This is a genomic window from Streptomyces marianii (assembly GCF_005795905.1).
GTDB lineage: Bacteria > Actinomycetota > Actinomycetes > Streptomycetales > Streptomycetaceae > Streptomyces > Streptomyces marianii.
This window is the reverse complement of sequence record NZ_VAWE01000001.1, coordinates 8,229,155-8,249,144: the sequence shown is the minus strand read 5'-3', so window position 1 is coordinate 8,249,144 and position 19,990 is coordinate 8,229,155. Positions and strand designations below refer to the sequence as shown.

The following is a 19,990-nucleotide window of genomic DNA, read 5'->3' as shown; positions in this document are numbered from 1 at the left end:
GTGAAGTCGGCGGCGGCGAGGCGGTCCGCCGTGGCCGTGTCCCGGAGTGTCGCCGCCGCTCCTCAGGTCGCGGCGACGGCGGCCGCCTCCCGGCGCGGGCGGGACCGCATGCGGTCCAGGAGCGCGTCGAGGTAGTCCCGCGAGGTGTTGAGCCGGATCATCGCGCCGAGCGCGATCTCGCGCCCGGTCCGCGGGTCACCGGAGACCAGCGGGCCGACCACGTTCCTGAACCAGCCCGCCGCGTGGCCTGCGTCCACGCCGATGTGGAGGTCGTGGTAGACGATGCCGACCTCGTCCAGGTCGTGGCGCCGCCAGGTGTCGACGACGCGCCGGAAGCGCCGCGGGGCGAGGTACTCGGTGACGCCGAAGTAGCCGACGGCCTTGTAGTAGTGCCGGCGGGAGAGCGCCAGGCATGCGGAGACGTTTCCGGCGACGACCGCTTCCGGCATCAGGGTCTCGCGCACGTAGGCGGCATCGGCCCCGACGGCCTCCAGGGCCCGGCCGAACAGGGAGGTGTGCACCATGGACGGGTCGCCGTTGCCCATCTCGTCCCAGTAGTTGGCGGCGATCTCCAGCTTCTCCCCGCCCTGCCTGCCCACCTGCATGAGGGCCAGGATGTCGTCGAATCGCGGGTCGAGACTGGTCTCCTGCGCCAGCAGCAGACGCAGGTCCTCCCACTCGCCCGACTCGGGGAGGTACTCGTGGTACAGCGGGTGCCAACCGGCCGGGTGGTCGCTGACCATCGCCTTGAGCCAGCGCACGTACTCCGGGCCCGAGCCGGGGTAGCCGGTGACAGCGCTCTCGGGTATCCGGGACAGTTCGTGGTCGAGTACGGCCCCTTCGAGCAGGGCGGCGACGTCCCGAAGGATGGGTTGGCGCTCCAGGTCGGCCTCGTCCACGGTGACTGGGGAGAAGTCGTGGTCGCGGATGAACGCGAGCGCGGCGTGCACCTCGGCCAGTGCCTCGTGGTCCCCGTCCTCGTAGCCGCGGGCCGTCAACGACCTGCACTCCTCGGCCAGTCCGGCACGGAAGGTGTAGTCCCGGGTGACCTGGGACAACTCCTGCGGGGAGCATCGGTCAAGTCGCCGCAGGTCCCTGAGGAGCCCGCCGGGGGCGCAGCGGGCGTTGCCGTTCGCACGTCGGTCGGTGTGTATCACTGTCAGTCCTGTTCCTCGTTGCTTGTCAGCGCGGCCGGAAACGGTGCTCGTCGCCGCCAATTCCGGCTCCATCACGGGAAGGCCACGACGTGGACGTCCCGGTGCCGGTCCTGTCGCCGGCCGCCACCACATCGGTCACGTCGTGGGCGATGGCCTTCGCGTCGTGGGCGATGGCCTGGGTTCGTCGAGCGGCCCCACCCGCCCGGGCGCCGGATCGCGCCGGTCCGGAAAGGCGCGTCGGCTCCGGGTTCCACGAGGGAGGCGAGCCTGGCAACCGGGCCGTGATTTCCGCCGACCCGTTGGGCACGGAGGTGGCATGGCGAATTCCTCCTGGGCGAATTTTGGAAAACTGCCGAACAAAGGACGCGCCGGCTGCACCGCGCCCGTTTCACGGCACGGTCGCCGCTGTCGAGCGGAAAGCCTGGCCGGTCGGCCTCCGGCAATTCCGTCTTCATCCGCCGGAGACGGATTCCGGTACCCGAAGCTCGGCTTTCGCCGCTGAACCTCTCTACCTGGTTCGAGATGTCCACCGTAGTAATTGCCGCGTGTCACCGCGGTCCTCCGGTCGGACCGTCCGACGAACCATGCCCTGTCCACCGATCAGCCCCTGGATCGCCGTGGCCCGACGGGGCCCACCGGCAGGTGATCGCGCTGCGCCCGCGCAGACGGCGAACACGCAGACGGTTTCCCGGCATGCGGTGCAGTCGGTCGAGCAAGCGGAAGCGTCTCCCCTGGGCGCCGGATTTCCGGAACGGCGAATGGACCGAACGGGGGATGAAGAATCAACCGCCACAGATATGGAGCAACAGCGCAACCCGGGTACCATCGTAAAAGTTGCACTCCAAAGCAAGGCGGCGAACTGATCGAATGTCTCACTTCACAGTCGAAAAGGAAATTCCCGCAGACTGGGACACTGTCGTAACCGGCCCGGCGGCGGCTCGCTCACGCTGGATCCGATTGACGGCCGAAAGATTCCAGGACGAGTACAAGATCTTCATGCTGAGAGAGGAGGACGGGCGTTGCGCCGTAGCACTCGGCGGCACGATCGTCTCCTCTCCTTCGGCGGGATTGGACTGGTTCAACCCGCCGCTCGTCCTGTCCGGAGGGGTGACGCGGGACGGGCTCGCCGCTGGGCAGCCCTACGCCTGGACCCGGAGGCAGGCCGCCTCCGCCTACCCGTGTCTGCTCCTGGTGTATCCGCACTTCGCGAGTTTCCCGGTCGGAAACCGCCGCGAGGACCCGGCGTCCCTGCGTCGGTTCCTCACCGAGGTCACCGCCTGGGCGCAGGTCGAGGGCGCCCGGTCCATAGCGCTGCTGTTTCTGCATCCCGTGGCATCACACCTGATGACCGAGCTGAGTTCAGCCGGCTTCGCCGTCGTTCCCCTGGTCGAGCGCTGTGACCTCGATGTCACCTGGAAGGACTTCGACGGCTACCTTGAAAGCCTCCCGAAGAGACGGCGCGGCGAGGTCCGCCGCGAACTGCGGCTGCTCGAGAGCCGAGGGATAACGCTGTCCTCCCGGCACCCCTCCGGTGACGAGTCCGACCTCGTCGCCCTGCGCTGCCAGTTGGTGGAGAAGTACCGAGGCAGCTGCGATCCGGCACACGAACGCAGCACGTTCGAGCAGCTGAGGGAACTCGTGGCAGCCGACGACATCACCATCTTCACCGCGACCAAGGACGGGCGTCTTCTCAACTTCGGCCTCTTCGTACGGGACGGGGACGAATGGGTGGCGTTCCTCACCGGGGCCGACTACCAGTCAGGGCAGGAAGGACTGGGCTACTTCGCCAACCTTTTCTACCGGCCCGCAGCGCTGGCTCCCTCGCTCGGCATCAGAACGATCCTCTACGGCCCCAGCGCACGCGACGCCAAGCGCCGCCGGGGGTGCCGAGTCACCCCGCTGTTCGCCGCGGGGAAGATCCTTTCCTGAAGGCCCCATCACGAGTCCTGGCCCGAACCTGGACACGGGTCGGGCGGCTGACGACAGCGTGGCCGGTGCTGTTTCGGACCACGTGCGGTCGGACTGCGTCGCGCGAGTCGGATGGGGTGGCGCCGGGTGTTGTGGCGGTGTGGCCGGCGGACGTCCGCGAGGCAGCCGCGGGAACGTTCGGCCGCCGCGAGGGCATCGATGACCGACTCGGCCCGCATGTGGTCGGCGATCGGCCGGTCGTCCCGGCCGAGCTCGACGACGTCGCCGACGTACCCCGCTCTCGCGCGCCCGGTGTCCTGCGGCCGGGGGAAGGCCGTTTCCACCGGCGAGGTGGCCGATCGACGGTACGTGGAGCGGTCGCGAAGCGCGAGCCTGGAGTGGCACCCATCCGAAAGCCCTGGGGACGAGGCGAACGGCAATCCGGTTCCGGCACCTCGCCCAGACCTCACGAAGGGACGGACCGATGCTGCGAACTCGCGCCGGCAACCCTCACTCCTCGACCCTTGCTCCCTCCTCTGCCGCGGTCGCCGATCGGCACGGTGTCCAGCGTGACGGCGACGTGGCCGAGAAGCCCGGAGGCCGGAGTCCGTCAGCTGCAGGGGCTCGGGGTGCCCGGCGGACGGACGGCGCGGCATGTGCCCCGGATACGGCGGAGAGTGGCATGCACTCGGCGAGCAACTCCCGTCCGGACGCCTGCGCCATGAGTGATGCAGACCTGGACATGGCGTTCGACTCCGACTACGAGCACTTCATGCGCGTCGCTCACGACGACGCGTTCAACAGGAACGAAGCGCAACTCATCGCGGAGGTCGCCGAACTCACTCCTGGGATGCGCGTCCTTGACGCGCCCTGCGGGTACGGGCGCATCTCCCTCGAGCTCGCCCGGCGCGGTCTGCGGGTCCACGGAGTCGACCGCAGGCCGCCACTGGTGGAATCCGCTCTCGCCGATGCCGATCGGGCCGGGCTGAGCGTCTCTGCCGAGGTGGCGGATCTGAGGTCCTTCCGCAGTGCCGAGGGCTTCGATGCCGCCGTCATGTGGTTCACGTCCTTCGGATACGGAAGTGACGAAGACAGCCGCGCGATGCTTCGCAACCTGCGCGGCGCGCTCCGGCCGGGAGGCAGGCTCGTCATCGACACCTTCAACCCCATGTACCAGTACGCGCGCGCTCACGCGCAGAGCCCTCAGTTCATCGTGTGGCCGCGTGTCGGCAGCGATCTGATGCTGGACCGGTTCACCATCGAGCACGACGCCGAACGGGTTCTCGCGCAGCGCACCGTCGTCCGGGACGGTGAGGTCCGCGACTTCAGCTGGTCCCTGCGCATCCTGGTACCGGGCGAGTACCGCCAGTGGCTGGCCGACGCGGGATTCGTCGACGTCGACTTCCGCGGCGAGCAGGGAGGATCGTTCGACTGGACGAAGCGTCGCATGATCGTCATTGCGCGCACACCCGAGACCGATGAGCGGGCCACCCCGACCCTTTGCGGTCTCAGATGAGGCGGGGGTCAGGAGGTGCCGGGGAAGGGCTCGGCCTGCTTTGCCACCGGTAAGGGCTGTCCCGTAATCCCCAGCGGGCGCACGACGACGGCTGCGGCACCTCGCCGCGTTGCCGGATCGCCCGAATGCGCCCAGTACGAGGACGACCCTCCGCCTTGCGATGCACCGCATCCGACGCCGCGCGCTGATCCACCGGTGATGACGGGACAGCCCTTAGTACTGCAACCGCATGTGTGGGTCGTGGCCTCGGCGTTGGTAGTGGCAGCGGCGGGCTCGGGCTTGGCTACGGCGTCGGAAGTGTGACCAGCGCAGACGATGCTCGTTGGTGTGGCGTTGGGGTGTGATGACGACGTGCCCGATCATCCGGCGGATCTCCGGGACGCTGAGGGGTATGAGGTCTCGCTCGTCGTCTGGGCTGCCCCTTTTGCGGCTTCTGTGGCGCGGATGGCGGTCAGGTAGGCGAGGGCGGCCATCGCGAGGGTGATGTGCCGGTACCAGGCCCGGTAGAGACGGACCTGGTAGTGGTCCAGGCCGCATTCTCCCTTGGCGGTCTGGAAGCATTCCTCTACCTGCCATCGCGCTCCGGCGGTCCTGACCAGGTCTTTCAGCCGCGAGGTGACGGGCCCGTAGCAGACGTAGTAGGCGATCTCGGTGGGGTCGCTGGTGTTGCGGCGGGCCAGGACCCAGTGCCCGAAACCGTCCACCCACTGGGCCCGGATCGCGATCCGGGCCCAGTCGTGGAATCGCTGGCCGTGCGCGCCCGCACCGGCGGAGATCCGCTTCCATGCCTGCCGGGGCAGGCGGGTGATCAGCGCACGGACCTCGGCGTCGGTGCCGTCGGCGGTGGTCACTGTGTCATTGACTTTGGTGGCCAGCACGTAGGCGACGTGCCGTTCCTCCAGCCAGGCCCGCAGGTGCTTGACCTGGCCGTATGCCTCATCTGCGGTGACCCAGGCGAAGGGGACGCGTGCGTCGATCGCGCGTTGCAGCATCCACTTGAAGTGCTCGATCTTCGTGGCGAACGGGACCTCGTCACCGATCCCGGCCGCCCGGCACCGCTCGCGGTCGTCCGTCCAGGAGACCGGGATGTACAGCTCGCGGTCGATCAAGGCCCGGCCCGCGGCGGAGGCATAGGCCAGGAACGTGCCGATCTGGCAGTTCTCCGTGCGTCCGGCCGTGCCGGAGTACTGCCGCTGGACTCCGGCTGACTTGACGCCCTTCTTCAAAAACCCGGTGTCGTCCCCGATCAGGACCGCATCCTTCGCTCCGATCGTCTCGACGACGAAGTCACGGATGTCGTCACGGACCGCGTGCTCGTCCCAGTCGGCGAAGTTCAGCAGTCTCTGGAAACCGTCCGGCCGACGCTGGCCGGCCTGCTCGGCCAGCGTCCACCCGTTCTTCTTCTCCAGCGGCGAGAGCAAGGTGGACAGGTAGTCCAGCGCCCGCTCACGCGGCTCCGACCTGCCAAAACGTCCTGCGAACCGGGCATGGAGACCAGCTATCCCGTCGGACCAGTCCTCGATCTGCGCGACCGTCAGCGATTCATCACACAGTCAGCCCAACGACCAACACGACACTCCGTCACGCCACATGCGGTTGCAGTATTAGGCGGCAAGAGGTCGCCTCCATCAGACACCGCGCAGCCGCAGGTGATTGCGCGTCAGGGACGGGCCACGTCCCTGACGCGCTGTTTGCCGTCCTCCGTCGCGTTTCCCAAGAGCTGTCCTGCACAGAGGCTCTTCGCAGTCGAGAGTGCAGCGCCGAGAATGCAGACTTGTTGGACGGTTGGATGTGAGTCGTCAGAAGGTGCGAGCGTCGTGGTTGTCGCGGTTTTCGAGGACCTCGGCCATGTGTGTCTGCGCCCAGTCCCTGAGCCCGCGCGTCATGCGGTGGAGCGAGAGGCCGAGGTCGGTCAGCTCGTAGGAGACGGTGACGGGGACGGTTGGCGTCGCGGTGCGGGTGAGGAGACCATCGCGCTCCAGTGACCGCAGCGTCTGGGTCAGCATCTTCTGGCTGACCCCGGCCAGAATCCGGGAGATCTCGGAGTAACGCATCGCCTTCGGAGCGTCTGCGTGTGCTGCACCGGGCCGGTCAGGGCTGTCGCCGCTGCCCAGCGCACACAGAATCAGGACGACCCACTTGTCCGAGATTCGGTCGAGCAGCTGCCGACTGGGGCACCCTGCCAGGAAGGCGTTGTACTCCACCTTGGCCTGAGCCCTCTTCCGGGCCGCCTTCGTCGTCGTCACTGATCGCACCTCTCACCGATGGGTGGTTACGCACTCCAAAGTGCCTACTTCCCGACAGGAAGTTTCTCTCCAATGCTGATGCAGGGAAGCAGCAGATGCCACCCCAAGTGCACGACGAAAGGCAGCAAGATGAGCACACCCTCCCTCTCCCCTCCCGGCGGCACCTGGACTCTGGGTGACCTCACCGTCACCCGGTTCGGCTACGGCGCCATGCAACTGGCCGGCCCGTGGGTCATGGGGCCGCCCGCCGACCGCGAGGGTGCCCTGGCCGTTCTGCGTGAAGCGGCCGACCTCGGCATCACCCACATCGACACCAGCGACGCCTACGGGCCGCGCGTCACCAACGAGTTGATCCGCGAGGCACTGCACCCCTATCCCGAGTCGCTGCACATCGTGACCAAGGTGGGCGCGACCCGCGACGAACAGGGCGGCTGGCCCACGACCCGGCGACCCGAAGATCTGCGCCGCCAGGTCCACGACAACCTCACGTCTCTCCAGCTCGACGTACTCGACCTGGTCAACCTCCGACTCGGCAACGCCGAAGGCCCCCAGCCCGGCTCGCTCGCCGAGGCGTTCGAGACGCTCGCAGAACTCCGGCAGCAGGGCCTGATCCGCCATCTCGGGGTCAGCAACGCCACCGAGGAGCAGGTCACCGAGGCACAGAGCATCGCGCCGATCGTGTGCGTGCAGAACATGTACAACCTCGCCCACCGCCACGACGACAAGCTCATCGACCGGCTCGCCGCCGACGGCGTCGCGTACGTGCCCTTCTTCCCCCTCGGGGGCTTCACCCCGCTTCAGTCCTCGGCGCTCTCGGCGGTCGCCGCTCGACTGAAGGCGACACCGATGTCCGTCGCACTGGCCTGGCTGCTGCAGCGATCACCGAACATCCTGCTCATCCCCGGCACGTCATCGACAGCGCACCTGCGCGAGAACATCGCCGGCGCAGGGCTCTCCCTCGTCCATGAGGACTTGACCGAGCTGGACGGCATCGGCCGCTGAATGCCCCAGAGCTGAACGGCCCACGAGCCACGACCGAAGCCACCGTTCAGGTTCCGGCCCCGGTCACCTTCCCGTGACCGGGGCCGGAGCAGGACTACTCGCCCTCACCCGGACGACTTCAGCGCTCGGGAGGTGTTCGACTCCGACGTTTCCGCCGCCCGTTGCGCGACGCGCACCGCTGACGCCACGCCCGCACCCGGCAACGGTCCGAGCAGGGAGACCACCAACCGTCGCGCTGCGGGCGCGGCCACAGGACGTGCGCGGAGCCGGCCCCGTCTGCGGCGGCGTTACCGTGGGCCGCCTCGTGGGTCCGTGTAGGAGAGGGTGGCGAGCAGGCCCGCCTCCTCACCGGAGTAGGGGGTGCGCCAGTGTGGGATGGTGCTCCCGGCGAACGCGCACACGCTGCCGTCGGCGGGCGGGTGCCTCAGCCGCTCGAACCCGGCGCACTCGGGCCAGAAGCCCTTGTCGGCGACCACCTTGGCCAGGTCGTCGGGCGCCGCGCCGCGCAGCGACGGGGCCCACCACATCGGCGGCAGGCGTTCGCTCAGGGCGATGCCCACGGTGACGGTCGCCCCGGCCGTGTCGGTGTGCAGACCCTGGAAGTCGCCGTGGTGGTAGACGACCACCGAGCCGCCCTGCGGTACCAGCCGGGGTGTTCCAGTCGCCTCCCGCAGTGCTGTCAGCAACTCCTCGTCGAAGGCGAGTTGTCGGAGCAGCGGCCCGGCCGGCAGAAGGCTGTAGTGCGCCGGGGACGCGAACGAGCCGTCCCGGTGGCATACGACGTCGTCCCGTTCGTACAGGCTGGCCTCGCCGATCTGCTCGTGCGCCTCGGTGGCCATGGCCTTCACCCGCTCGGCGTCCAGGACGGCGGGCAGCAGGACCCGGCCGTTCCGCTCCCAATCGGCTCGGGCGGCCCTGTGGTCGACGTGCGGGATGGCCTGCGTCGCCTCCGCCTTCCTCGTTCCGGATGCCTTCGCGGCGCTCCGCGGGTGTGTGCGGAGGGCGCTGACCATGGCGTCGATGTCGGTGAAGCCGTGGTCGCGCAGCACCGCCGGAATGTCACTCGGCTGCTGGACGCCCCAGCGGACGAGCACCGAGCGGCACACGTCACGCAGGACCGTGGGATCGTTGACCGGAGGTCCGGCTTCGGCTCGTGCGTCGGCGAGTGCCGCGAGCGCCCGGTGGTAGGCGGGGCACGTCTGCAGCCGTTCGACGAGTGGCGTTCTCCAGTCGACCCTGGGGTCACCGAGCCAGAGCCGGACGGCGAGGAGGGGGCCCGCCGTGTCCCACGGCTGGTCGCGCTCGGTGTCCCGGAGCAGGGTGAGGGCGTCTCCGGCCTCGCTCGGGGACGACGGCAGTCCGAGGTCCGGGAGGCGGGGGCCCAGAGCCCGGGCCAGGGGCTCCCAGGCCAGGTGGGTCGGGTCGTGCTCGGAGATGTCCACGATGCTGCTCAGCGTGCGCCGTTGCTCGGCCACTGCGCCGTTGTTCGGCTGCGGCAGGGTCTGTAGCAGCAGGCACTCGGCCGCCACGCTGCGCTGGAAGGCGGGGTACTCGGGCCAGTCGAGCGCAAGCTGGGTCAGGACCTCGTCGTCACGCGGCCGCCCCTGTTCCGGCCCTGCGGCCTCGCGTTCCCCCTCCGGAGCCGCGGACGGCGTCGAGGTCGGGGTCCAGCGACGGAGATGGGTGGTCGTCGCGAGCCGTACCGGGGCTCCCCGGTATCGCAGGCCGGCGGGTGACGGGGAGCAGTGGGCCGCACCCGTGTCGGACGTGGGCGTTGCGGCGGCGAGCGCGCTGAGGGCGTCGCGATGCTTGACGCCCGGGCCCTGTGCCAGGCAGTACGCACGGAAGGAATCCAGTGCGGCCGCCCGGCAGCCCCGCTGCCGGGCGGCTTCGAGAATGGTGAAGTCGTCGCGAGCGGTGAAGGGAAGGCTCTTGGCCGCCTCGACGATGGTGCGGGCGGTCAACTGGTCGATGGCTCCCTCCCGGGCCGCTCTGCCGGCCGTGTCCCGCAGGTCCACCAGGGCCCAGCTCGTCGGCCGGTACGCGGACTCGGCGTCGGCATGGGTCAGCGCCACCTCGTCGTCGCCGACCAGGACGCCGTCGCGGTAGCCGCGGAACACCTCCCCCACGCCCCGCATGCCGAACGCCTCGAGTTCCGCCGCGCGTAGCGCTCCCATGCTGGAGGCGCCGTACACCGTCACTCCCCGGTCGAGGAGAGCGAGCAGTTCCTTGTGACGGACCGCGCGTGACTGCAGGAAGACGCCGTCGATCACGACCAGGGTGTCCCCGGCGTCCCACTCCCACCGCAGCACCTGGTCCGCTGCGACCGGACCGCGGACCTCTGCCTCGGGCAGTACGCGGCGCACGTCGTCTGCGCTGATGGTCGGCCCGGCGGTGACGACGAGCCTCGATGTGTGCGTCATGCCCATGCTCCAGTGTCGAAGGTGAGCCCCGGCGCGACGACATGGACCACGGGGATGCCGTACGCGGGTACGGTGAGATCGGCCCGGAGCACGGTGGTGCCGTGGCGCGCCGCGACGTCCAGGAGGTTTTCCAGGTCGGCGTCGATGTCGCGCGGACCGGTCGGCGCCGTGCCGTGAGCCCCTGTCAGTTCGGCTACCCGAGGGGTCGCCGCGCCACCGTTCCCCGGCTGCGGAGCCGGGGTTCCGGCCGTGTCGGCGAAGTCGTAGTGGAACACGCCGATGTCGTCCCGGGCCCCCGCCACCGCGGTCAGTCGCGACTGCGCGGCCTCGGTGAGAGCCCGGGACAGTGCCACGTCGGCGTCGGGGTGGGTACCGGAGCCGGAGAACCACCAGGGCACCGACGGGGACCACACGCGGGCCGCGAAGGTGGGCACCCGCAGATCGCAGGTGACATCGGCGATCTCGACGACCGCTCCGGCCTGGAGGAGTCGTTCCAGCACCGCGGACGCCGTCCCCGAACCGTCCGGCTCGGCCCGTACGGCTGACTTCCAGGGGCCACCGGAACGTGCGGTGACGGCCAGGGAGTGCCGCTCCACGACCTCCAGCAGCCCGTGAAGTGTCGCCTCGGCGAGGTTGTTGCCGCCGGCCAGCCCGTTACTGCTGGTCCGAACGGCCGGCGGTGCCCAGGACGCGCGCATGCGGAGGTCGACCACGACCGACTCCAGCGGAGCCCAGGTACCGGTGCGCGCCGTCAGGTCCTCGACGGGGCACCAGCGGATCCGCGTGCCGGAGTGCAGCGCATGCCCTCCGAGCAGCGGCAGTTCGGCCCAGTCGTAGGTGAGTTCGGTGGCCAGCCGGGCCGGGCTGGCCACGGCGGTCTCCAGGGCGGGTTCCTCCGCGCAGTACAGCTCGAAGGATTCCATGGCCGCGGAGACCCGGGCCAGCTCATGCGTGACGCCCTTGCCCTGCGAGACCGACAGGCTCTTGGCGTTCGGCCGAATCGCCTGCCAGACCGGGAGGCCGATGTCGTCCAGGAGCGTGACATCCGCGACCCTGGTGATCCCGACCGTGCCCAGCAACGGCTGCAGGCGCTGCCAGGTCTCCTCCGGCGGGACGGTCCGATGGGTGCCTTGCCACACCGCACTCCAGCGGTGCGGCGGGGCGGCGAAGTCGAGCACAGCGGTCATGGTCTCCCTCCTCGGGGTGCCTGGATGGCGACGGTGCTGCGGGACGGTCCTCAGCCCGTCCCGCAGCACCGTCAGCTCTCACTCTGCGGAACAGGCGACGAAGGTGCCGGAACCGAGTGCCTTGGCAACGGCCGCATCCAGCTCGTCGAACATGGCGAAGACCTCGTCGTGGTTCATGCGCTCGTCCTTTCTGTGTGTGCGGTGAGCGGGAGGACGTCCCTCCGCCCTGGTGTCCACGTTGCCGTGCGAACGAGGAGGGTGTGCTCCCCCAAGGGACGCAAGCACGGGTGGAGTACGGTGTCCGCCGACCGGTGGATGTGGTTGCTGGGAGGTGCCCAGCGGAGACGCGTGCCCGTGCGTCCCCGTCAGCCCGGCGGTCGGCGTGGTCCGTACCGCGGTCCGCGGGCCGTCCGAAGCCTCCTGCCACCGCTGACAGGCCCCGGAGCCGCCCGGTGGGAGGGGCCGAGGCCGCCGGCGGGGCGCCGGCGTCGCGGTCGACCGTCGAAGACCCCGGGCCGCGGTGACGACCGCAGCGCGACGGGCACGGTGCGAAGGCGACAGGGCCCGGCACGGGAGCCGTTCAGCGCCGAGGCGGCGCCGCAAGCCTCGCCTGGGCGGGCTATGCGACGAAGGTCCTGGACGCCCGTGGTGAGCCGGACCGGCCACGGACGGGTGGGATCCAGCCACCTCGATGAACGGACACCGTCCATCAGCCGCCGAGGGGGTCGATCGGCCGACAGGGGCAGCCCGCGGCAGTCGATAGCGTCATCACTGCGGAAGCGATACCACCACTCGCAAGATGCGGCCACCACCCTCACTGCGACGGCGGTTCGCGCGAACAAGCCGGCCTTCAGGGCACGACCCGCCTCCACCCGCGAGGCGGGGTCGGACCCGGCCGGGTTCCCGCTCCCCCACAAACCCGAACCGGACGTCCGCATACGAACGCGGTGCCCTCACCGGACACCCGACGAGGCCGACACCGCACTCCACCGCAGGCACCCGGACCGCTCGAAGGCCCACATCATGTCCTCCACCACACTCTCCCCTCCGCGGCACGAGTTCGATGTCCGGCCCGCCCTGGATGCGGTCCCGGCGGCCCGTCGCCTGGTCCGCGAGCTCGCCCATACGCTCTGCCTGTCACTGGGTGACGGCTCGCTGTCCACGATCGAGTTGCTCACCGGTGAGCTCGTCGCGAATGCCGTCGAGCACACGCACGAGCCGTGCGAGGTCTGCGTGCGTCGAACCGGCGGGGGCCTGCGCGTGGAGATCACGGACACCGCGGACTCGGGCATCCGAGTGCAGCCCGGGACACCTCCCCTCGACGCGGAGAGCGGACGTGGCCTCTTTCTCGTCGCGGCGCTGGCCAGCGCATGGGGAACGGACCCGCAGGAACACGGCAAGAGGATCTGGTTCGAAATCCGCGCCACCACGTCACGGGAGTGCTGCCGTCCATAGGGGCTGCGCCCGGCGCCGTGGCCCACCCGGCGGTCTCCCCCGCACCCGTCCGTGCGGGACCCGTCCTCATAAGGCTTGTTCCCCGCGGTCCCACGTCCGGCGGCGCCGGGAGGCTGCGGGCCCTCCCCGAACACCGGCGGGGTCGGCCCATGCGGAAGCGCGTGGTGGCGTCCGGCCCGGCCGGCCGGGAGGCAATGCCGTCAGTCGCCCTCGGCAGGGTCAGTCATGTCGGCAGCGGCGGACGGCTCGAGCGGAATCTCCACGGTCGCCGCGGTACCGCTCGGATCACGCGGTTCCAGCCGGAAGCGTCCCCCCACCGTCTCCACCCGGACACGCAGCGAGGCGAGGCCGATATGGCCGCTGCGCACGCTCTCGTCCGGCGCCCGCGGTGGCAGCCCCCGCCCGTCGTCGGCCACCCGCAGGCGCAGGAGTCCCTCCCGGGCTTCCAGGCGGACCTCCACCTCCGTTGCCTCCGCGTGCTTCACGACGTTGTGGAGGAGTTCCCGTGCCGCGGCAAACGCGATGGACTCGTAAGGGGAGGGCGGCACGGGGGTGAGGTGGACCCGGACGTCGAACCCGCCGCGCTGCGCGGCCTCCTCGGCGAGGTTCTGCACCGCTTCGGCCAGGCCCCGATGCTCGAGGACTGCCGGGTGCAGTTCCCCGACGACCGAACGCATCCTGCGCGCCGCCTCCCTGAGTGCCCGGTCGGCGCGGTCCAGCGCTTCCCGGTGGTCGGGCCCACGTGCTTCGTCCAGGTCCTGGCGTGCGGCGAGCACGTCCTGCAGCGCTTCGTCGTGCAGTGCCTCGGCCAGGTTGCGGCGCTCGCGTTCCTCGGCGTCCATGGCCTGCCCCAGCAGCTCGCGGCTCCTCTCCAGAAGCACCCCCACGCTTCTCACCCGGTCCCGCTGGATCCGGGTGAGCGCGGTGCAGACGGCTCCGAGCAGCAGCAGACTCAGGACGAGCAGGGCGGTCCGGCCCCATCCGGCGCCCGTCCCGGCCCCTTGCGCGGCGAGCAGGTAGGCCAGACCGGAAGCGCCGGTCATCGCGGCCGTCACCCGTGGCGAAGTCTGAAAGGCGGCGAGTACGGGGATGAGGAAGAAGGCGTCGTCGACCAGGGGCCTGATGCCGGGTGGGGTGGCGAAGCCTCCCGCCATCGCCAGCATCGCGCCGAGGACGACCAGGTCGAACGGCAGAAGGCGCCAGGGCTGCGGCAACGGACGGCTGCCGCTCCAGGCCGCCCACGTCAGGAACACCGCCCACAGCGTGTAACCCGCGACCAGCGCTCTGCATGCGCCCTCGTTCTCGAGTGGGGGGAACAGTACGAGTTGCACGACCAGCAGAGCCACGATCAGCAGACGCACGAGACTCTGGAACCGTGCCGCGTTGAGATCCTGCGCGGCTTCCACGGCCCGGGCCGTGGAAGCCGTGCGCCCGTGCAGCCGACGGGACGCGGCACCTGCCGGAACGAACCTGTCTCCGCGGCCCACCAGAGGGCCACGGTCATTCCAGGAGGCCACGGCGCATCGCCTCGGCCACTGCGGCGGCCCTGTCACCGACGTCCAGCTTCTCGTAGAGCCGCTGGGTGTGGGTCTTGACCGTACTGGGGGCCAGGAACAGTTCCTCGGCGATCTGGGGGACGCTCTTGCCCTCGGCGAAGGCCCGCAGCACCTGCTGCTCGCGTTCGCTGAGGAGCACCCGGTCCTCGCCGGCGGCGGCCCGGAGCCGGACCTGCTCCATCAGGCCACTGGTGAGGTCCGGCGGAAGCGCCGTCCCGCCCCGGGCGACCTTCAGCACGGCGTCGACGATCTCGCGTCGCGTGGCGTCCTTGGCGAGATAGCCTGCGGCGCCCTCCTCGACGGCCCGGAACACCACGGAGTCCTCCGTGTAGGCGGAGAGGACGATCACACGCACCGGCAGGTTGTCCCGTGCAACGGCATGGACGACGGCGAGGCCGTCCAACTTCGGCAGCTTGTAGTCCACGAGCGCGACGTCGGGCCGGTGCGTGCGGATGTGTTCCAGGGCCTCCGCACCGTCCCCGGCCTCGGCCACGACCTCGATGAGTCCGCTCTGGCCGAGTGCTCGGATGATGCCCTCGCGGTATATCGGGTGGTCGTCGGCGACGACGACACGTACGCGGGTCTCCTGTGTACGCATGCGGCACACCGTCCTGTCCGCCTGTGGCCCGCTCGGAACCACGGGCCTGGACTCATTGTCCTGCCGCCCCCGGACCGTGGTCCACACCGGCAGGCGGTCTCCCCGGCCCGCTCGGCCGCCGACGGGGCCGAGCCGTCGTCGACGCGGTACGGGGCGGAAGCAGGGACATGTACTCCTGGCCGTTGCCGGTCACCGAGAGTGACCCCGTGCAGAGTCCCGCCCGGCATGCGGGTCCTCACCATGGTGGGGCGGGGAGACGGCCACGTCGTCCTGTCGGCTTCGCTCCAGCGCGCCCGTCATGACCGGCGGAGCCAGGCCGTCGCCCCACGTTTCGCACAGGTCCGCGAGCATCCCCGGCAGCCGGGGATCGGCCTCCCGGCACGGCGGGCCACAGCCCTCAGCATCGGCGTACATGTCATCGGCGCGTCCTCACAGTGGCTCGGCGGACTGCCACCGGGGCCGAGGCGGATCGCTCCGCGCCCCGTCGACATGCCCACAGGAGTTTCCGAGTCCGCCGTCCTGCACCTGCACCTGCACCTGCACCTGCACCCCTTCACGGCTGCCCGGCACACCGCTCCGGCCCACGTCACCGGTGCCGACGGCCGGTTCCGGTGGCAGCCCAGGCCCGGAAACGGAGGACGAAGAGCGGAGGGACGCGTACACGTCGCCGGTCGGGTGCCTTCACCGCACCGGAGGGACGCGTACGGCCCGGGCTTGCAGCGATCCGGGTGCGGCCCGGGCCCGGACGCATGAGGAGGCCGGCGTACCTTGACGAAACGTCAGCTCCCCTCGCTCACCGGTCGGTACTCGGCCCAGGTCTTCGGGGTCTCCGACACACGCACGGCGCTGAGTTCGGGAATGCGTGGCGACCACGTCTCGTGCACCCACATCGCTATCTGTTCCGCGGACGGGTTCCGGCCCGGGACGCAGTCGTTCAGATGGCGATGGTCCAGAGCGGAGTCGATCCAGTCCTTGAACTCGGCCAAGTCCCGGTAGTCGCGTACGAATCCGGCATCCGTCAGCTCATCCGGCGCAGACGTCAGTTCGATGACGAGGATGTAGTTGTGTCCGTGCATCCGGGCACACGGATGTCCCTCCGGCAACCGATCGAGCTGATGGCTCGCGGAGAAGTGGAATTCCTTGGATATGGTCAGCATGGTGAACTCCTGCCTGGTACTTGACGGATCATGGAACGGGAGCGAAGTACGGCTACGCCGGTCCGCTCCCCGGGGCCGGGGCCGCTCCTCTCGGTGCGCGCCGACGACGGACGAAGACCGCGAGAAGGAAGAGCGCGGTTGCGAGGACGGCCAGACCGAGGACTGTGAACGTCGCCTGGTAGCCCTCGTGCAGGGCCCGGACCTCGGAGGCGAGAGGGTCGGCCGCGGCGGTCCTGGAAGCGGCCAGGCCGGTCAGCAGCGCGAGGCCGAACACCCCTCCGATCATTCTCGCGGTGGTCACCAGGCCGCTGGCCGGCCCCGAGTCCTGATGCGGTACCCCCGCCGTGGCAGCCTGCGTGATCTGCACGAACGCGATACCCAGCCCAGCGCCGATCAGGAGTGACGGCGCCATGGCCTCCTGGAGGAAGGTCCCCTCCCCCGGCACTCCTCCGAGCCAGAGCAGCCCCGCGGCCAGTGCGGCCAGTCCCATCCCCAGGGCCGTACGCGGACCTGCGCGTCGCGCGAGCCGGGGCGCCAGTGTGCAACCGAGGGCTGCGGCCACCGAGAGGGGGATCTGGCACAGGGCGGCGGCCTTCGGGCCGTCGCCGAGGATCTGCTGCTGGTACAGGGAGAGGAAGAAGAACATTCCCGTGATCACCGCTCCCAGGACGGCCATGGCGATGTTTGCGGGACCCACGAGTCCTGTGGAGAACACACGGAGGGGCAGCAGCGGACGATCCCTGCGCTTCTCGGAAGCGGCGAAGGCCGTGAGCAGTACGGTGCCGACGCCCAGCGGCAGCAGTACGGCGGGGCGCGTCCAGCCGGAGCGCCCGGCCTCGGTCATCCCGTAGGCGAGGGCGAGCAGCCCGACCAGCATCAGGGCGGCTGCCTTCAGATCGTGGCGGGACAGCCTGCGGCCGCTCCCGGCGTCGGCCGGTACACCCGCTGCACACGCCAGGGCGAGTAGCAGAGCGAGGGCCGACGTCGCGTAGAAGATGCCCCGCCAGCCCACGGCTTCGGTGAGCAGCCCGCCCAGCAGCACTCCCGTCCCACCGCCGAGCGAGGCACCCACTCCCAGGATTCCGAGGGCCTTGTTCCTGCGGGGTTCGGGGACGAGGGCCAGGAGGAGACAGAGCACCGCGGGCTCCGCCAGGGCGACCCCGGCTCCCTGCAGTGCCCGCGCCGTGATCAGCGTTCCGGCACCGCCCGCCAGGCCGGCCATGGCGGACGAGCCGCAGAGCACGGCCAGCCCGGTCAGGAGAAGCCTGCGCCGGCCGGTGATATCCATGGCCGCTCCGGCCGGGAGCAGCAGGGCGGCGATGGCCAGCACATACGCGGTGACGACCCAGGACAGGTCCACGGGCAGCAGGTCCATGGTCTCGCCGATGGCCGGGAGAACGATGTTGATGTTCGACGCACTGAACATCACCAGGAACTGTGCGGCGGTGAGTATCGCCAGCGGCGTCCGCAGCGAAGCCGGCCCGGACGACGGCGCCCGTCCTCGCCCGGGCGGAAGGGCGGGTGGGGCCGTGGGCACGGGAAACGCGCGGGCGGGCCGATCCATCTGACATCTCCTCGGATCATCCGACACATGCCGGTGAGCCTTTCCGGCCACGGCACAGGCTCCGTCGGAAGGGGCCGTCGGGGGGTCCGGCGCCCGTCGCGGTCGGTCGGCACACCGCCCGGGACGTTCGGACCTCTGTGTGGCCGCCGTCGCTCGGACCGAGCGGCGGCGGGCGGCGTGTCAGCCGTTCACCACGGCGACGGCGTCGTGGCTGTGGATGCTCTCCAGGTTCCTCACCGTGACCCGGTGGGCGAGGTCGCGGCTGCGGCAGGCGGCGGACACCTCTCGCGCCATGTCCTCGACGAAGACCGGGTTGTCGTAGGCCTGCATCGTCAGCACGCGCTCGTCGGGGCGCTTCACCAGTGGGACGACGGGCGCCGAGGAACACGCGGTGGCGAGGCCGACGAGCTCGCGCACCCGGGCCGGGTACGCCGAGTCCCCTTCGCCCGTCACACGCAGTGTCACCTCGCTGCGCTGGTTGTGGGCGCCGTAGTCGGAGATGTGCTTCGAGCAGGGACACAGACTGGTGACTTCGCAGGTGACGGAGGTGTCCAGACGCACCAGACCCGCGTCCCAGTGCATCGCGAACAGGACATCGTGCACGGCCCAGGACGGGATTCCGCTGGCGGGCGCCACGACCTCGCGGGCGATGCTCGTCGAGAGGTGCATCGAGAGTCCGGGGGTGTCGAGGGCTGCCGCGCCGGCCTTCAGGACGGTGCCGACGGCCCTCGGGTCGAAGTCCTGGAGGAACTCGTGCACGAGCGCGACCATGCGGCTCATGTGCGTGCCTCGGCGGTCGTGCTGCAGCCGTGCGGCGACCATGACGTCCGCTATGCCCTGCTGGCGGAGGTCGCCGTCGTCGAACGTCACGGGGTACCGGAGTCCACTGATACCGACCTGGTCGATCTCGATGCCGCGCCCGTCTCGTTCGCTCTGGACGTCGTGCAGATCGCCGGCCGTGGCAGCGGGAGCAAGGCAGGGCGAGTGAGAGTCGCCTGCGCGGGTTCGGAGCATCGGCCTGTCCCTTCGTGGGGTCTGGGCGAGGTGCCGGAACCGGACTGCGGTTCCCCCCTCTCGTCCAGAGGCTTCGGGTGAGTGCCACTCCAGGCTCACGCCCGGCGTCGGCTCCGCATACCGTCGATCGGCCACCCCGTCACCTGAGACGGCCTTCCCCCGGCCGGAGGACACCGGGCACGCACGAGCGGACTCCCACCGGCCCGGGTGGGCGCGGACGGACCGCGAACGCCGCCCGGCCCGCGCGCCGTGGACCTCTGTCCGCCCGGCCGCGGACCGGGCCCGTGCCGTCGGCGGACCGCGCCGTACGGACAGCGGTTCCCGGCGCCGCCCCGGGTGCCGCGGAGCGCCGGGGCCGGCACGGGAGGACGGGAGGACGACGGCGGACGCACAGCCCTGTACATCACATCCTGGAAGTGCTGTCATGCACGCGACACGCCGCACGCCGACGCTCCGCTCGACGTGCACCCGAACCCCGAGGAGGACGGTCATGACACAGAGACCAGCACACTTACGCCTGCCGATGGCAGGGGCTGCGGCTCTGGCACTCACCTGCCTGGCCATGAGCCCCGCTTCGGCCGCCGGCACCACCCTCGACATGGCCTGCCAGGCCAGCCCGCCGATCGGCTCCGCACAGACGTTCGACCTCTCCGCCGGTGTCGACGCCAGCGCGCCGGACACCGTCACGCCCGGCGGCTCCCTCTCCGTCACGCTGGCCCCCGAACCGATGACCGTCCCCGGGTCGGTGAGCGGCTACACGGTCAAGTCGATCAAGAACATCACCCTCAAGGCCCCCCTCCCGACCAACGCGACACTGACCGGCGCCCGCCTCACCGGCGGTTCGGGAATCGGCTCGGGAACCCCCACCGTCAGCGTGAGCGGCGGGGAGATCGTCATGTCGGTGCCCGGACCGATCGGCGGTGGGCGATCCTTCACCCTGCCGGCGCTGACCATGGACCTGACTGCCGGGACATCCGGCGGGGCCGTCGAGACACGGCTCGCCGGCTCCAGCTACAGCAGTCCCGGCCTCACCTTCACCGCCAGCGTGCCGATCCTCTTCGTCACCGTCAGCGTGCCGACAGCCTGCTACCCCTCCCCCAACCCGGTGCTCACCTCCACGGCCATCGGCTGACCCGGGAGGCCGACGGGAGGCCACCGGAGCCCTCGGCGTCTTCCGCGTCACCACCAGGTCGGGGCGGGCGCACCG

Annotated in this window: 15 protein-coding genes; 5 read left to right on the top strand and 10 right to left on the bottom strand. The window is 70.4% G+C overall.

The window, feature by feature from the left end:
- Nucleotides 1–62 precede the first annotated feature (62 nt).
- Nucleotides 63–1,157, bottom strand: coding sequence for an iron-containing redox enzyme family protein (locus tag FEF34_RS37110; protein WP_171053240.1), 1,095 nt, complete (start codon nt 1,155–1,157; stop codon nt 63–65).
- Nucleotides 1,158–2,114: 957 nt separating this feature from the next.
- On the opposite strand from FEF34_RS37110, the gene FEF34_RS37105 reads away from it, so the two are divergent.
- Nucleotides 2,115–3,086 (top strand): GNAT family N-acetyltransferase, encoded by a 972-nt coding sequence (locus tag FEF34_RS37105; protein WP_171053239.1) that lies wholly within the window; start codon nt 2,115–2,117, stop codon nt 3,084–3,086.
- 700 nt (nt 3,087–3,786) lie between these two features.
- On the top strand, nt 3,787–4,581 hold the full coding sequence (locus FEF34_RS37100) for an SAM-dependent methyltransferase (protein ID WP_171053238.1): 795 nt from the start codon (nt 3,787–3,789) through the stop codon (nt 4,579–4,581).
- Nucleotides 4,582–4,940: 359 nt separating this feature from the next.
- Here FEF34_RS37100 and FEF34_RS37095 read toward each other — a convergent pair whose 3' ends face one another.
- Both FEF34_RS37095 and FEF34_RS37090 read right to left on the bottom strand, forming a co-directional pair.
- Entirely contained in the window at nt 4,941–6,104 is a 1,164-nt protein-coding gene (locus tag FEF34_RS37095) for an IS701 family transposase (RefSeq protein WP_138052574.1), read from the bottom strand.
- A 276-nt stretch (nt 6,105–6,380) separates the two neighbouring features.
- Nucleotides 6,381–6,827: a winged helix-turn-helix transcriptional regulator gene (locus FEF34_RS37090; RefSeq protein ID WP_138057076.1), complete on the bottom strand. Its 447-nt coding sequence runs from the start codon at nt 6,825–6,827 to the stop codon at nt 6,381–6,383.
- Between the two features lie 129 nt (nt 6,828–6,956).
- Between FEF34_RS37090 and FEF34_RS37085 the strand changes: the two genes are divergently transcribed.
- Nucleotides 6,957–7,829, top strand: coding sequence for an aldo/keto reductase family oxidoreductase (locus tag FEF34_RS37085; RefSeq protein ID WP_138057075.1), 873 nt, complete (start codon nt 6,957–6,959; stop codon nt 7,827–7,829).
- A gap of 287 nt (nt 7,830–8,116) precedes the next feature.
- On the opposite strand, the gene FEF34_RS37080 is transcribed toward FEF34_RS37085, so the two are convergent.
- Complete coding sequence (locus FEF34_RS37080; RefSeq protein ID WP_171053237.1) at nt 8,117–10,252, bottom strand: TfuA-like protein; 2,136 nt, start codon at nt 10,250–10,252, stop codon at nt 8,117–8,119.
- Complete coding sequence (locus FEF34_RS37075; protein ID WP_138057073.1) at nt 10,249–11,439, bottom strand: YcaO-like family protein; 1,191 nt, start codon at nt 11,437–11,439, stop codon at nt 10,249–10,251. The genes FEF34_RS37080 and FEF34_RS37075 overlap by 4 nt, the downstream gene beginning before the upstream one ends.
- A 1,023-nt stretch (nt 11,440–12,462) precedes the next feature.
- Between FEF34_RS37075 and FEF34_RS41670 the strand changes: the two genes are divergently transcribed.
- Nucleotides 12,463–12,894 (top strand): ATP-binding protein, encoded by a 432-nt coding sequence (locus FEF34_RS41670; RefSeq protein WP_171053236.1) that lies wholly within the window; start codon nt 12,463–12,465, stop codon nt 12,892–12,894.
- Between the two features lie 200 nt (nt 12,895–13,094).
- Here FEF34_RS41670 and FEF34_RS37065 read toward each other — a convergent pair whose 3' ends face one another.
- The 5 genes from FEF34_RS37065 to FEF34_RS37045 form a co-directional block, all read right to left on the bottom strand.
- Complete coding sequence (locus tag FEF34_RS37065) at nt 13,095–14,300, bottom strand: sensor histidine kinase (RefSeq protein WP_138057071.1); 1,206 nt, start codon at nt 14,298–14,300, stop codon at nt 13,095–13,097.
- A 94-nt stretch (nt 14,301–14,394) separates the two neighbouring features.
- Complete coding sequence (locus FEF34_RS37060) at nt 14,395–15,048, bottom strand: response regulator transcription factor (RefSeq protein WP_138057070.1); 654 nt, start codon at nt 15,046–15,048, stop codon at nt 14,395–14,397.
- Between the two features lie 779 nt (nt 15,049–15,827).
- Nucleotides 15,828–16,205, bottom strand: a complete 378-nt coding sequence (locus FEF34_RS37055; RefSeq protein ID WP_138057069.1) for a 6-pyruvoyl trahydropterin synthase family protein — start codon at nt 16,203–16,205, stop codon at nt 15,828–15,830.
- Between the two features lie 52 nt (nt 16,206–16,257).
- The gene (locus FEF34_RS37050; RefSeq protein ID WP_138057068.1) at nt 16,258–17,769 is read right to left on the bottom strand and encodes an MFS transporter; all 1,512 of its coding nucleotides are present in this window, start codon (nt 17,767–17,769) and stop codon (nt 16,258–16,260) included.
- A 180-nt stretch (nt 17,770–17,949) separates the two neighbouring features.
- Entirely contained in the window at nt 17,950–18,783 is an 834-nt protein-coding gene (locus tag FEF34_RS37045; protein ID WP_234042895.1) for a GTP cyclohydrolase I FolE2, read from the bottom strand.
- Between the two features lie 490 nt (nt 18,784–19,273).
- Between FEF34_RS37045 and FEF34_RS37040 the strand changes: the two genes are divergently transcribed.
- On the top strand, nt 19,274–19,915 hold the full coding sequence (locus FEF34_RS37040; protein WP_138057067.1) for a cyclodehydratase: 642 nt from the start codon (nt 19,274–19,276) through the stop codon (nt 19,913–19,915).
- Nucleotides 19,916–19,990 lie beyond the last annotated feature (75 nt).